Here is a 14,288-nt window from a genome sequence, read left to right as displayed (position 1 = left end):
AAGTAATTATGGCTAAAAAGAAAAGCTTTCCATTACGTATTGATCCTGAATTACACGCAGTCATCGAAAAATGGGCAAATGATGAATTTCGTAGCGTCAATGCACACATCGAGTATTTACTTCGAGAAATGGCAAAGCAAAAAGGGAAATTAAAAAAAGATAAAGATGCATAAAAAATCCCGCTGATTCCTCAGCGGGATTTTTACATATTAACTTTTCGTCATCTCATGCCCAATTGCACGATATCCTATGTCACTTCGATAAAATAGACCATCACTCTCAATTTTACCGATTTCTTTATATACTTTATCTTTTGCTTCTTGTAAACTATTTGCCTTACAAGCAACAAATAATACACGGCCACCGTTCGTTACAAAGTCCCCATGTTTCATTGCTGTACCTGCATGGAAAACAATCACATTTTGCAGTGCATCTAGTCCGCTAATAATATCACCTTTTTTATATGCTTCTGGATATCCTTTAGAAGCAAGTACAACACCGATTACCGCTTCTTCTGACCATTGTAACATTAGTTCACTTTCATCTAATACAGCGTTACATACATCAACTAAATCGTTTTCTAATCGAGGTAATACAACTTCTGTTTCAGGATCACCGAAGCGTGCATTAAATTCAATTACCTTCGGACCATCATTTGTTAAAATAAGACCTGCGTATAAAATACCTGTAAACGAACGGTTTTCTTCAATCATCGCCTTAGCAGTTGGATGCAATACGGTTTGAATCGCTTCTTGAACTGCTGATTCTGGAATTTGTGGTACTGGAGAATATGCACCCATTCCGCCCGTATTTGGACCTTTATCACCATCAAAAGCTCTTTTATGATCTTGGGCGATTATCATTGGATGTACAGTTGTTCCATTCACGAATGCCATTAATGAAAATTCTTGTCCATCTAAAAACTCTTCAATAACAACCTTCTTACTTGCCGCGCCGAATTTCACATCTTGCAGCATTTCTTTCACAGCTTGTAATGCCTCTTCAAGCGTCATCGCTACCGTTACACCTTTACCCGCAGCTAAGCCGTCAGCTTTAATAACGATTGGTGCACCAATTTTTTGAATGTACTGTACTGCTTCTTCATAATCTGTAAAAGTTTCGTACGCCGCAGTTGGAATATCATACTTTTTCATAAGCTCTTTTGTAAAAGCTTTACTACCTTCAATAACAGCAGCCGCTTTATTCGGACCAAATACGCGAAGTCCCTCTTCTTTAAAACGATCAACAATTCCATTCATAAGCGGAATTTCTGGTCCAACGAAAGTTAACTCAACATTATTCTCTTTTGCAAATAAAACTAATGCATCAAAATCATTTTCATCAATATCAACTGGTGTTGCAACATCTCTCATACCTTCATTACCTGGTGCTACATATACCTTTTCTACTTTTTCAGATTGTGCAAACTTCCAAGCTAAAGCATGCTCACGCCCACCGCGGCCAATTACTAAAACATTCATATTTCATCCCCCAATAATTAAATAAGTACAAACTAGAAGCTATGCTCCTAGTTTGCTTTTTCATATCAATAAAAGGTTATCTCGACCGGACTTTTTAAACATCCATATCAATAAAGGTTTAAAAAGGAGGATTAAGAGAACCGATCAGGTCTAGGCGCATTTGCCAGGAGGACACGGAGTGTAGCTTTCCTACATGAGTACCGCACTGGCGATGCAACGACGACATGCGAAGGTTATCTTAACCGGACTTTTTAAACATCCTCTATTAGTGTTTGAAATGACGTACGCCAGTGAACACCATAGCAATCCCATAAGTATCTGCCACTTTAATAGAATCTTCATCACGGATTGATCCGCCCGGTTGAATGATTGCTGTAATTCCTGCTTTTGCTGCTTCTTCTAATGTATCTGGCATTGGGAAGAAAGCATCAGATGCAAGTGCGCTACCTTGTGCTTTTTCACCAGCTTGTGTAATTGCGATTTTTGCAGAACCTACACGGTTCATCTGTCCCGCACCGACACCAATTGTCATATCATCTTTCGCTAAAACAATTGCGTTTGATTTCACATGTTTTACAACTTTCCAAGCGAGTTTTAAATCTTTCCATTCTTGCTCTGAAGGTTCACGTTTCGTTGGAATTGAAATTGTACTTTCATCTAATGATAACGTATCTTCCTCTTGAACGAGAAGTCCACCTTGTATAGAAGTTAGCTTTTTGCTTGCACTTGTCGCTTTTTCAATATTTATAGTTAATAAACGTAAGTTCTTCTTACTTTGCAACACTTCTAAAGCTTCTTGTGAGAACGAAGGTGCGATAACAATTTCTAAGAAAATTTCATGTAACTTTTCTGCTGTAGCTTTATCAATTTCACGATTTGCTGCGATAATACCGCCGAAGATTGATACTGGATCTGCTTCATAAGCACGAGTATATGCTTCGTGAATATTAGTTCCTACTCCAACACCACATGGATTCATATGTTTTACTGCTACTACTGCTGGTTCTGTAAATTCTTTTACGATGCTAAGCGCTGCGTCTGCATCATTAATATTGTTATACGATAATTCCTTACCGTGTAATTGTTCTGCGTATGCAACAGAAGAAGTTGCTGCGAATGGCGCTTTATAGAAAGTTGCTTTTTGATGTGGGTTCTCGCCATAACGTAAGTCTTGCTTTTTCTCAAATGTCACGGTTAATGTTTCTGGACTTTCTTCACCCATTTGCTCTGTTAAGTAGTTAGAAATTAGCGCATCATACGCTGCTGTATGACGGAATACTTTCGCTGCTAGTTTACGTTTTGTTTCCTCTGCTACTTCACCGTTCTCTTTCAGTTCTGCTAACACAATATCATAATCTACTGGATCTACAATTACCGATACGAATTTATGATTTTTCGCAGCAGAGCGAATCATTGTTGGGCCACCGATATCAATATTTTCAATTGCATCAGCAAATGTTACATCAGGCTTAGCGATTGTTTCTTTAAATGGGTATAAGTTAACAACAACAAAGTCAATTGGCTCTATACCTAACTCATTCATTTGTGTTACATGTGTTTCATTATCACGAACTGCTAATAGACCACCATGAATATTTGGATGTAATGTTTTCACACGGCCATCCATAATTTCAGGGAAACCAGTTACTTCAGAAATGCCGATTACTTGTAAGCCGTTTTCTTCTAGTAACTTTTTCGTACCACCTGTTGAAATAACTTCAATCCCTTGTTCTAGTAATCCTTTAACAAATTCTACTACTCCTGTTTTATCTGAAACACTTACTAATGCACGCTTTTTCATTTATCCTTCACCCCTGGTTGTATGTTAGTTAACAGTTGATTCTTTCACAGACTGAACAATTTGATTCACTGTATTTACGTATAATTTATGTTCAACTTGTTGAATTTTCTTTTGTAAGCTTTCTCTCGTATCCCCTTCAGAAACAGCCACTGCTTCTTGTGCAATAATTGGCCCTGTATCCATACCTGCATCTACATAATGAATTGTTACTCCAGTTACTTTCACACCTGCTTCTAACGCTTGACCGACAGCATCTTTACCCGGAAAGCTCGGTAGTAATGATGGATGAATATTAATAATCTTCCCGCCGTATGCTTCTAATAACGTCGGCCCGATTAAACGCATATATCCAGCTAAAATAACATAATCAATTTCATATTCTTCTAGCTTCTTTAATATCTCTTTTTCAAACGCTTCTTTTGACTCATATGCTTTCGCTGAAAAAGCAAAACACGGAATATGATGATAATTTGCCCGTCCAACAGCGCGTGCTTCTGGTTTATCACATACTAATAAACTAATTTCTGCATCCAATCTTTTTTCTTCTACCGCATTAACGAGAGATTGAAAGTTAGATCCGCTTCCAGAAGCAAAAACTGCTAATCTACTCATAGTGCTGTGCCCCCATTAAAAGTAACGCCAGCTCCTTGTATAGTACGTCCAATAATACGAGCCATTTCTCCTTGCTCTTCAAGAAGACGAACAACATCTTTTGCATCTTCTTCCTTCACTGCTACTACCATACCAATACCCATGTTAAAAATATTGAACATTTCTTTCTCTTCCAGTTTTCCAACTTCTTGAAGCAAACTAAAGATCGGCTGAATTTCCCAAGATCCTAGTTCAATCTCAGCACCGATTCCTTCTGGCAACATGCGTGGAATATTTTCAATAAATCCGCCACCTGTAATATGCGCCATACCGTATACTTCATGTTTCTTCAATAGTTCTAAAATAGGTTTGACATAAATTTTCGTTGGTTTTAATAATTCTTCACCAAGAGGTAGTTCTAAGCGGCCATAAATACGCTCTAAAGATAGTTCTCCATCTTCTAGTAACACTTTTCGTACTAAAGAGTAACCATTGCTATGAATACCGCTAGATGCTAAGCCAATTAGCACGTGACCAGCTTCAATCTTTTCACCTGTTACAATTTTCTTTTTATCAACAATCCCAACTGTAAAACCAGCTAAATCATATTCTTCCGTAGAATACATTCCTGGCATTTCAGCTGTTTCTCCACCGATTAATGCACAACCAGCTTGGCGACAGCCCTCTGATATACCTTTGACGATGTTTTCAATTTTACTAGGTTCAGCTTTACCACAAGCAATATAATCAAGGAAGAAAAGCGGCTCTGCGCCTTGGACAACAATATCATTTACACACATTGCTACTGCATCAATACCAATTGTGTCATGTTTATCTGCCATAAAAGCGAGCATCAATTTCGTTCCCACGCCATCTGTTCCAGATACTAATACAGGTTCTTCTAATGCAAATTTTGATAGATCAAACATACCTCCAAAACCGCCTAAACCGCCTAGTACTTCTTTTCTCATAGTTGTTTGTACGTGTTTTTTCATGCGAGATACCGCTTCATATCCAGCTTCAATATCTACTCCTGCTTGCTTATATGCATTCGCCATCGTTATTTACACCTCGTCTTTTAATTTCTCCCCATCCAGGGCGGGCTATTTTAAGAAAGGATCTAGCTTCTACATCAAAAGAAGTAGAAGCTTTTCTCACTTTTCTTATTTCATGCTTTCTAAAAGCTCTTGCTCATAATCATAAAGAGCTGTTGGATAGTCCCCATTAAAGTAAGCCATGCATAGGCCGCCATATTTCCCTTCATATGGACGTCCAATTGCATCTACTAATCCATCTTCACTTAAAAATGTTAAAGAATCTGCTCCGATCATTTCACGGATTTCTTCTACTGTATGATTTGCTGCAATTAATTCTTTTCTCGTTTGAATATCAATGCCATAGAAACATGGATATTTCAGAGGTGGTGAAGCAATTCTTACGTGAACTTCTGTCGCTCCAGCCTCACGAAGCATACGAACAATTCGTTTACTTGTCGTTCCTCTTACGATAGAGTCATCAATCATAACAACTCGTTTCCCTTCAACTACACCTCTTACTGCGGAAAGCTTCATCTTAACCCCTTGCTCGCGCAGTTCTTGAGAAGGTTGAATAAACGTACGTCCAACGTAACGATTTTTAATTAATCCTAACTCATATGGAATACCTGTCGCCTCCGCATAGCCAATCGCAGCTGAAATACTAGAGTCTGGTACACCAGTAACAACATCTGCTTCAATAGGAGCTTCTGCCGCTAAACGTTTCCCCATATTCTTACGTGCTGCATGAACATTAACGCCTGCAATATTAGAATCTGGTCGTGCAAAGTAAATATATTCCATACTACAAATTGCATGTTCTACATCGTTTGTGAAACGATCTACGTGAATTCCTTCATCATTAATGATAAGTAATTCACCCGGTTCTACATCACGAATGTATGTTGCACCTACTACATCAAAAGCACATGTTTCAGATGCTACAACGTAAGCATCCCCCATCTTTCCAATTGAAAGCGGACGGAACCCATTCGGATCTAATGCAACGATCATTTCATTTCCAGTTAGTAAAAGATACGCAAACGCACCTTTCACTTTATTTAAAGCCTCTTTTACACTTTCAATTAAAGAATCTTTCGTGCTACGTTTAATAAGATGTAAAAGTACTTCTGTATCTGAACTAGTTTGAAAAATACTGCCCTCTGCTTCTAATTCACGACGAAGCATTTTTGCGTTAATTAAATTTCCGTTATGAGCTAACGCCATACTATGATCGGAAAAACGGAACAACAATGGTTGAACGTTAGCAACTTCACTTCCACCAGCTGTTGCATATCGTACATGTCCGATTGCTGATTTTCCATTTAATCCTTCTAGCTCACCTCTTGAAAACACTTCTGATATTAAACCTAACCCCTTGTGACCGACGATTTTTTCCCCATTATTTACGACAATGCCTGCGCCTTCTTGCCCACGGTGCTGTAAACTGTGCAATCCGTAGTATGAAACTTGTGCTGCATTTTCATGCCCCCAAATTCCGAAAACGCCACATTCTTCGTTTAACCCCTTTATTTCAGCAAGCATGGGATTGCCCCTTTCCAAGCCTTTCTCATTTCATCTACATTTGCTGTAAGTAATACTTCATTTTCTTCATTATGAATTGTTACTTCATTTGTACTTGTTACTTCTCCAACTTGGATTGCTTCTACCACTTTCTCAAACGCCTCTTTATTTTCACGTTTTACAGTTATCACGAAGCGAGACTGTGATTCAGCGAATAATGCTGCTGTTGCTTCTCCATCTAATTTCACAGTAGCACCTAAGCCTTTAGCACCAATTGCACTTTCTGAAATCGCAACTGCTAAACCACCTTCAGCAACATCATGTGCAGATTGAACAAGACCAGCTTGAATTGCTTCTAATACTTGTTTTTGGCGTTTTAATTCTACATCTAAATCGATACTTGGTGATTGACCGAAAATTTTGCCGTGAATCATTTTCTGTAATTCACTTCCGCCAAACTCAGCTTTCGTCTCACCAATTACATACACTAAATCACCAGCTTGCTTAAACTCTTGTGTTGTTACATGTTTTAAGTCATGCACAAGTCCGACCATCCCAACAGTTGGTGTTGGATATACAGCTTCACCACTACGCTCGTTATACATCGATACGTTTCCGCCGATAACTGGTGTTTGTAATGTGCGACAAGCTTCACTCATACCGTCTACTGATTTCTCAATCTGCCAGAAGATTTCTGGTTTTTCTGGGTTACCGAAGTTTAAGCAATCTGTAATTGCAAGTGGCTCTCCGCCAGAACATACGATATTACGCGCTGCCTCTGCTACTGCAATTTTACCGCCCATCTCTGGGTCTAGATAAATGTAGCGAGAGTTACAATCTGTCGTCATTGCTAATCCTTTTTCTGTACCGCGTACACGTACAACTGCAGCATCTGAACCTGGCATAACAACTGTGCTTGTGCGAACCTGGTAATCGTATTGATCGTATACCCACTCTTTACTTGCAATTGTTGGTTGCTGTAATAAAGCAAATAACGCGTCTTTATAATTTTCTACTTTTGGCGTTTCCATTTTCATTGCTTGGAATTCAGCAAAGTATGCTGCTTCTTTTGATGGCTTATGATAAATTGGTGCTTCTTCTGCTAAAGCATCTGCTGGAACTTCAGCTACCTTTTCACCTTTATGGAATAAACGAAGCATTTTATCTTCTGTTACTTTCCCCATCGTAACCGCTGCAAGACCATACTTCTCAAATAAATCTACTATTTCTTGTTCTCTACCTTTTTTCACGACAATTAACATACGCTCTTGTGATTCAGATAGCATCATTTCATATGGTGTCATTCCTGTTTCACGCTGTGGTACATCATCTAAGTACATTTCAATACCCATTCCTGCTTTACTTGCCATTTCTGCAGATGATGATGTTAAACCAGCCGCACCCATATCTTGAATTCCAACAAGTGCATCAGATTGAATTAATTCTAAACACGCTTCAATAAGAAGTTTTTCCATAAATGGATCCCCTACTTGAACCGCTGGACGTTTCGCTTCTGAGCTTTCAGATAGTTCTTCCGACGCGAATGTTGCACCGTGAATACCGTCACGACCAGTTGACGCTCCTACGTACATTACTGTGTTACCAGCACCGTGCGCTTGCCCTTTTTTAATGTCTTCGTGGTTAATCAAACCTACGCACATTGCATTTACAAGTGGATTTCCTTCATAACATGGATCAAATTGTACTTCGCCGCCAACAGTCGGAATACCGATGCAGTTACCGTATCCTGCAATTCCTGCTACTACTTCTTCGAATAAATATTTCACACGTGGTGACTGTAATTCACCGAAACGAAGTGAGTTTAATAGCGCTACCGGACGTGCTCCCATAGAGAATACGTCACGAATAATACCACCAACACCTGTTGCAGCTCCTTGATATGGTTCAATAGCTGAAGGATGGTTATGACTTTCCATTTTAAATACAACTGCTTGATTATCACCGATATCTACAATTCCAGCACCTTCTCCAGGTCCTTGCAGAACGCGCTCACCTGTAGTTGGAAACTTACGAAGAACTGGTTTCGAATTTTTATAACTACAATGTTCAGACCACATTACAGAGAATAACCCTGTTTCTGTATAATTTGGCAGACGACCTAAAATCTTTTCAACCATGGCAAACTCTTCGTCTGTTAGCCCCATTTCCGCATATATACGCTCTTCTTTAATTTGTGTTGGATTTGGTTCAAGCATTAACGACATATGTTTCCCTCCACTGTTTTAAGATAGATTGAAAGACTTTTAACCCTTCAGCACCGCCAAGTAATTCATCTACAGCACGCTCTGGGTGTGGCATCATACCAAGTACATTTCCTTTTTCATTTACAATACCAGCAATATCTGAAACGCTACCATTAGGGTTTTCTACGTAACGGAATGCGATTTGATTGTTCTCTTCTAATTGTTTAAGAGTCGCTTCATCACAATAGTAATTCCCCTCACCATGCGCAATTGGAATATTAATTACTTCATTTTTTCCATATTGTGATGTAAACATCGTTTCATTATTTTCAACTCGCAACTGAACAGTGCGACACATAAATTTTAAGTTTTCGTTTCTCATTAACGCTCCTGGTAGTAATCCTGATTCAACAAGAATCTGGAATCCATTACATACACCTAAAATCGGCTTTCCTTGCTCAGCAGCTTTTTGCACTGCTTTCATTGCATTAGCAAAGCGAGAGATAGCACCGCAGCGTAAGTAATCACCATAAGAAAATCCACCTGGTAGTAGAATTGCATCATATTCATCTAAATTCTCTGTATCGTGCCAAACGTAATCTACTTCTTCGCCAAGCTCATCTTTAATTGCATGGAACATATCGACATCACAGTTCGAACCCGGAAATACTATTACGGCAAATTTCACTGTGCGACAACCTCCTCAACTTCATAACGGAAGTCTTCCATTACAACGTTCGCTAATAGTTTTTCACACATTTCCTTTACCTTGCTATCTAAATCAGATACAGATTTATCAATTGTTAGTTCCATGTACTTTCCGATTCGAACATCTTGTACTTCTGTGAATGAAAGACTATGAAGTGCTCCTTTTACTGCTGTTCCTTGTGGATCTAATACGCTCTCTCTTAATGTTACATATACCTTAACTTTATACATGTGAAATTCCCCCTAAACGTTTTAAAATCTCTTCATAAGCATCTGTTAAATTTCCAAGATCACGACGGAATACGTCTTTATCAAACTTTTCATTACTCGTTTCATCCCATAAACGGCAAGTATCTGGTGAAATTTCATCCGCTAAAATGATTTCTCCTTCTTCCGTTACACCAAACTCTAATTTGAAATCTACTAATCTTACACGACAGCTTGCGAAATGATCAATCAACACTTGATTGATTTGTAGAGCCATATCTCGTAATACACTTACTTGCTCTGGTGATGCAACGTTTAATACACGAATATGATCTTCCGTTACAAGCGGATCTCCTAAATCATCATCTTTGAAGTAAAATTCTACGATTGGTTCTGCAAGTACAGTTCCCTCTTCCATTCCTAATCGTTTTGAAAGACTTCCTGCAATTACATTTCTTGTGACAACTTCTAAAGGAATAATACTCACTTTTTTAACAAGTTGTTGTGTTTCAGATAACTTCTCAACAAAATGCGTTTTAATTCCCACTTCTTGTAACTTTCTGAACAATAAAGTTGTAATTTCATTGTTCAAACGACCTTTTCCTGTAATCGTCTCTTTTTTCTCCCCATTGAAAGCAGTCGCACTATCTTTGTACTCTACCCAAACCATATCTGCTGATTCTGTACGATAAATTCTTTTTGCCTTACCTTCATACAGCAATTCTAGCTTTTGCATTTCGCAAGCCCCCTGTAGTTTGAAAAATGTGAATAATGTTTTTATAAAGAATGGCACAGAATGACTCTATTCTGTGCCATATGAAATTTTACGCTTCGTTTAATCCAAGGCGTTCAAAGATTGTATCAACGTGTTGCATATGATGCTCATAGTTGAAGCATTCATTAATTTCTTCTTGTGTTAACTTGCTTGTAATACGCTCATCAGCTTCTACAAGCTCTTTAAATTGTACTTGTGTTTCCCAAGCTTCCATCGCTTTAGGCTGTACGATATCATAAGCTTCTTCACGTACCATACCTTTGTCAATTAGTGTAAGCATTACGCGCTGAGAATAAATTAAGCCGTATGTTCTTGTCATATTGCGTTTCATATTCTCTGGGTATACAGTTAAGTTTTTAACGATATTACCAAAGCGATTTAACATGTAATTTAACGCGATTGTAGCATCTGGTAAAATTACGCGTTCTGCCGAAGAGTGAGAAATGTCACGCTCATGCCATAATGGAACATTTTCGTAAGCTGTCATCATATAACCGCGGATAACACGAGCTAAACCAGTCATATTTTCAGAACCAATTGGATTACGTTTATGTGGCATTGCAGAAGAACCTTTTTGACCTTTTGCGAAAGCTTCTTCAACTTCACGTGTTTCACTCTTTTGTAAACCACGAATCTCAACTGCCATCTTTTCGATAGATGTTGCAATTAGTGCAAGTGTTGACATGTAGTGTGCGTGACGATCACGTTGCAATGTTTGTGTTGAAATTGGTGCTGCTTCTAATCCTAAGTTTTCACAAACATATTTTTCTACGAATGGATCGATATTTGCATATGTACCAACCGCACCAGATAGTTTACCAACACGAACTGTATCAGCAGCTTGTTTGAAACGCTCTACGTTACGTTTCATTTCTTCATACCAAAGACCAAGTTTTAAACCAAATGTTGTTGGTTCTGCATGAACACCATGTGTTCTTCCCATCATGATTGTGTATTTATGCTCTTTCGCTTTGTTAGCTAAAATGCTTACAAAGTTTTCTAAGTCTTTTAATATAATTTCATTCGCTTGTTTTAAAATGTAAGATAACGCTGTATCTACTACGTCTGTAGATGTTAAACCGTAATGAACCCATTTACGTTCCTCACCTAATGCTGGCGTTTCTGATACAGCACGAGTGAATGCAACTACGTCATGACGTGTTTCTTTTTCAATTTCATAAATACGATCAATATCAAATGATGCATGTTCACGAATTTTTTTAACATCTTCTTTTGGAATATCGCCAAGCTCAGCCCATGCTTCACAAGCTAAAATCTCAACTTCTAACCACGCTTTAAATTTGTTCTCTTCCGTCCAAATCGCACCCATTTCAGGGCGTGTATAACGACTAATCATCTTTTTCCCTCCAACAGTTGTTCTTGATGGTCCCAAATATGCAAACTCTTCGCTTTTTCTAGAGCGACTTCAATATTATCATTTAAAATATTAACATGCCCCATTTTTCGCTGTGCTTTTGCTTCTTCTTTTCCATACAAGTGTAAATAGCACCCGGTTAATCTATTCACTTGTCTTAGGACCCCTTCTATATGTTCGCCTAAAATGTTTACCATGACAACTGGTTTTAACAAATTTGTTTCTCCTAGAGGTAAATTACAGATTGCTCGAATATGTTGACCAAATTGACTCGTCTCACATGCATCCTGTGTATAGTGTCCTGAATTGTGAGGTCGTGGCGCTAATTCATTAATATAAATCTCACCATTATCTGTAGCAAACATCTCTACAGCTAGTGTTCCCACAAGTTCTAATTCATCCGCAAGTACCTTTGCATAAGCAATTGCTTTTTGAGAAAGCTCTTCTGTAATGCGAGCTGGAACGATAGATTCATGTAAAATGTTATTTACATGAATATTTTCTGCTACTGGAAACACTTTTGTTTCACCACTTACACTACGAATCACAATAACTGATACTTCTTTTTCAAAAGGCACCCATTTCTCTAAAATACATTCTGCTTTATCCACAAGATTTCTTGCTGCCTCAACATCAGCTTCTCTTCTTAAAACAACTTGCCCTTTCCCATCATATCCACCTGTCGTCGTTTTTAAGACGGAAGGGAATGATAACTCAGCAATTGCTTCTGTAAGCTGATCTTGATTTTGAACTAGTCTATACGTTGCTACTGGTAACCCAGCCTTCTCAATCGCATTCTTTTCTGTAAAACGATTTTGCGTTGTATTTAACAACTGACTACCTTGTGGTAAGTACGCATGTTTTTCAAGCCATTGTAAACATCTATAATCAATATTCTCAAATTCATATGTGACAACATCACTTATCTCTGCTAAATGCTGAATTGCTTTTAAATCATCATATGGTGCAACAATTTCAATATCAGCAACTTGTGCACATGGCGAATGCTTTGTAGGATCTAAAACAGCAATTTTATATCCCATCTCCTTAGCTGCCAATGCCATCATTCTTCCTAGCTGGCCGCCTCCAATAATGCCGATTGTTTTTCCAGGTAAAATGATCCTCGTCATACTAGCTCACTACCTTCACGCACATCTTTTTCAATCGCTTCTCGTCTCAATTCTAATGCATCATGTATGTCATCATGGAATGATCCAAGTATTTGTGCGGCAAGTAATCCAGCATTCGTTGAACCGGCTTTACCAATTGCAACAGTTGCAACTGGAACACCTCCTGGCATTTGGACGATGGATAATAATGAATCTAAGCCGTTTAATGCTTTTGATTGAACTGGAACTCCAATTACAGGAAGATTTGTCTTCGCTGCAACCATTCCTGGTAAATGTGCTGCTCCACCAGCTCCAGCAATAATAACTTTCAATCCACGTTCACGAGCCGTCTCTGCATATTCAAACATATAATCCGGAGTCCGATGAGCGGATACAACTTTTTTCTCATACGGTATATTTAATTCATCTAAAATGTCACAAGCATATTTCATTGTTTCCCAGTCTGACGTACTTCCCATTATGACTCCAACTAGTGATTTCATATTAGAATCCCCCCGATTCAAATAAAAAAAGCCTGAAATAGAACAGTTTCTCTTTTACTATGAGAGAAAGCGCTCTACTCAGGCATACGTATCCCTTGTGAATAGAAAAATACCGAGTGACTTTCCCTCATAGTCTAACGAATAACGGTCGTTAGGTAGAGACTTGCAGGCCATATCCCCGCGATTATATGAGGTCTTATATTATTGTTTCTATGGTTATATTAACAATATTTCATAAACAATGTCAATAAATAATCGAATGTTTTTTTATTAGTAGTCAATAACGTTCGTGTTTTAGTTATATTCAAAAGAAGAATTGCAACTATATGCAAGAAGAAAAGGGAATTAGAATATATATTTCTAGACATCTATTTTACGTATAATCTTTTAAATGGCACTTCAGTATGTTTTAAATCAAAATATATACACTCTTGTATTATTATAACGATTTAATTTCTAAGGAGGATAACTGTTAAAGAAAGAACTATGCTATTATCCTATTTATTTTTCTCTATTGCAGTAATTTCTGTAATTATTAAATACTTATTTATAGCATCTCATTATTTAAAATATATACTTATGATAGAAATAATGTGTCCTATTTTAAGTATTACTTTAGTGGCTATTTCATTCTTTTTCGTCTTTAGCTTTATTAAATTTATGGATTATAGCATTCGGTAAATAAAAATAAACACAAAAAAACCTAAGTCGAAATGACTTAGGTTCTTGCTTGGCGACGTCCTACTCTCACAGGGACAAGGTCCCAACTACCATCGGCGCTAGAGAGCTTAACTTCCGTGTTCGGTATGGGAACGGGTGTGACCTCTCTGCCATCATCACCAAACTATTGAAGGCATATTCCTTCAAAACTAGATAACATTGCTACATATTATATGGTTAAGTCCTCGATCTATTAGTATTCGTCAGCTCCACATGTCACCATGCTTCCACCTCGAACCTATCAACCTGATCATCT

Annotated in this window: 13 protein-coding genes, 2 rRNA genes, 1 pseudogene and 1 riboswitch; of the genes and pseudogenes, 2 read left to right on the top strand and 14 right to left on the bottom strand. The window is 38.0% G+C overall.

Going from position 1 to position 14,288, the window contains the following annotated elements:
* Nucleotides 1–8 precede the first annotated feature (8 nt).
* Nucleotides 9–173: a type II toxin-antitoxin system antitoxin gene (locus MR169_RS03795; protein WP_001085171.1), complete on the top strand. Its 165-nt coding sequence runs from the start codon at nt 9–11 to the stop codon at nt 171–173.
* 36 nt (nt 174–209) lie between these two features.
* Here MR169_RS03795 and purD read toward each other — a convergent pair whose 3' ends face one another.
* The 12 genes from purD to purE form a co-directional block, all read right to left on the bottom strand.
* Nucleotides 210–1,481, bottom strand: coding sequence for a phosphoribosylamine--glycine ligase (purD, locus tag MR169_RS03790; protein ID WP_044795605.1), 1,272 nt, complete (start codon nt 1,479–1,481; stop codon nt 210–212).
* Nucleotides 1,482–1,746: 265 nt separating this feature from the next.
* Nucleotides 1,747–3,282 carry a bifunctional phosphoribosylaminoimidazolecarboxamide formyltransferase/IMP cyclohydrolase gene (gene purH, locus MR169_RS03785; protein WP_078385236.1) on the bottom strand — a complete coding sequence of 512 codons (1,536 nt, stop codon included), beginning with the start codon at nt 3,280–3,282 and terminating at the stop codon, nt 1,747–1,749.
* A gap of 24 nt (nt 3,283–3,306) precedes the next feature.
* The gene (gene purN, locus MR169_RS03780; protein ID WP_044795604.1) at nt 3,307–3,894 is read right to left on the bottom strand and encodes a phosphoribosylglycinamide formyltransferase; all 588 of its coding nucleotides are present in this window, start codon (nt 3,892–3,894) and stop codon (nt 3,307–3,309) included.
* Nucleotides 3,891–4,931: a phosphoribosylformylglycinamidine cyclo-ligase gene (purM, locus tag MR169_RS03775; RefSeq protein ID WP_001262439.1), complete on the bottom strand. Its 1,041-nt coding sequence runs from the start codon at nt 4,929–4,931 to the stop codon at nt 3,891–3,893. The genes purN and purM overlap by 4 nt, the downstream gene beginning before the upstream one ends.
* A 105-nt stretch (nt 4,932–5,036) precedes the next feature.
* On the bottom strand, nt 5,037–6,452 hold the full coding sequence (gene purF / locus MR169_RS03770; RefSeq protein WP_000879025.1) for an amidophosphoribosyltransferase: 1,416 nt from the start codon (nt 6,450–6,452) through the stop codon (nt 5,037–5,039).
* Complete coding sequence (purL, locus tag MR169_RS03765; RefSeq protein ID WP_242318914.1) at nt 6,437–8,656, bottom strand: phosphoribosylformylglycinamidine synthase II; 2,220 nt, start codon at nt 8,654–8,656, stop codon at nt 6,437–6,439. Before purL ends, purF begins: the two co-directional genes overlap by 16 nt.
* Nucleotides 8,640–9,323, bottom strand: coding sequence for a phosphoribosylformylglycinamidine synthase subunit PurQ (purQ, locus tag MR169_RS03760; RefSeq protein ID WP_000666790.1), 684 nt, complete (start codon nt 9,321–9,323; stop codon nt 8,640–8,642). The genes purL and purQ overlap by 17 nt, the downstream gene beginning before the upstream one ends.
* Nucleotides 9,320–9,574: a phosphoribosylformylglycinamidine synthase subunit PurS gene (gene purS / locus MR169_RS03755; protein WP_000278823.1), complete on the bottom strand. Its 255-nt coding sequence runs from the start codon at nt 9,572–9,574 to the stop codon at nt 9,320–9,322. Before purS ends, purQ begins: the two co-directional genes overlap by 4 nt.
* Entirely contained in the window at nt 9,567–10,286 is a 720-nt protein-coding gene (gene purC, locus MR169_RS03750; protein ID WP_242318913.1) for a phosphoribosylaminoimidazolesuccinocarboxamide synthase, read from the bottom strand. The genes purS and purC overlap by 8 nt, the downstream gene beginning before the upstream one ends.
* 88 nt (nt 10,287–10,374) lie before the next feature.
* A complete protein-coding gene (gene purB / locus MR169_RS03745) occupies nt 10,375–11,682 on the bottom strand; it encodes an adenylosuccinate lyase (protein WP_000625682.1) in 1,308 nt (435 codons plus the stop codon).
* Nucleotides 11,679–12,830, bottom strand: a complete 1,152-nt coding sequence (purK, locus tag MR169_RS03740) for a 5-(carboxyamino)imidazole ribonucleotide synthase (RefSeq protein WP_000196769.1) — start codon at nt 12,828–12,830, stop codon at nt 11,679–11,681. Before purK ends, purB begins: the two co-directional genes overlap by 4 nt.
* The gene (gene purE, locus MR169_RS03735) at nt 12,827–13,312 is read right to left on the bottom strand and encodes a 5-(carboxyamino)imidazole ribonucleotide mutase (protein ID WP_000839367.1); all 486 of its coding nucleotides are present in this window, start codon (nt 13,310–13,312) and stop codon (nt 12,827–12,829) included. The genes purK and purE overlap by 4 nt, the downstream gene beginning before the upstream one ends.
* 110 nt (nt 13,313–13,422) lie before the next feature.
* Nucleotides 13,423–13,524, bottom strand: a riboswitch (purine riboswitch).
* A gap of 274 nt (nt 13,525–13,798) precedes the next feature.
* Between purE and MR169_RS03730 the strand changes: the two are divergent.
* Nucleotides 13,799–13,997 (top strand): annotated as a pseudogene (locus MR169_RS03730) (hypothetical protein).
* 43 nt (nt 13,998–14,040) lie between these two features.
* Here the strand turns inward: MR169_RS03730 and rrf are convergent.
* Nucleotides 14,041–14,156, bottom strand: a 5S ribosomal RNA gene (rrf, locus tag MR169_RS03725).
* A gap of 49 nt (nt 14,157–14,205) precedes the next feature.
* A 23S ribosomal RNA gene (locus MR169_RS03720) occupies nt 14,206–14,288 on the bottom strand; the annotation flags it as partial.

Source organism: Bacillus cereus group sp. BfR-BA-01349 (assembly GCF_022663795.1).
GTDB classification, from domain to species: Bacteria; Bacillota; Bacilli; order Bacillales; family Bacillaceae_G; genus Bacillus_A; species Bacillus_A cereus.
Note: the sequence above shows the minus strand (reverse complement) of the source record. Positions and strands in the feature narration are given on the sequence as shown.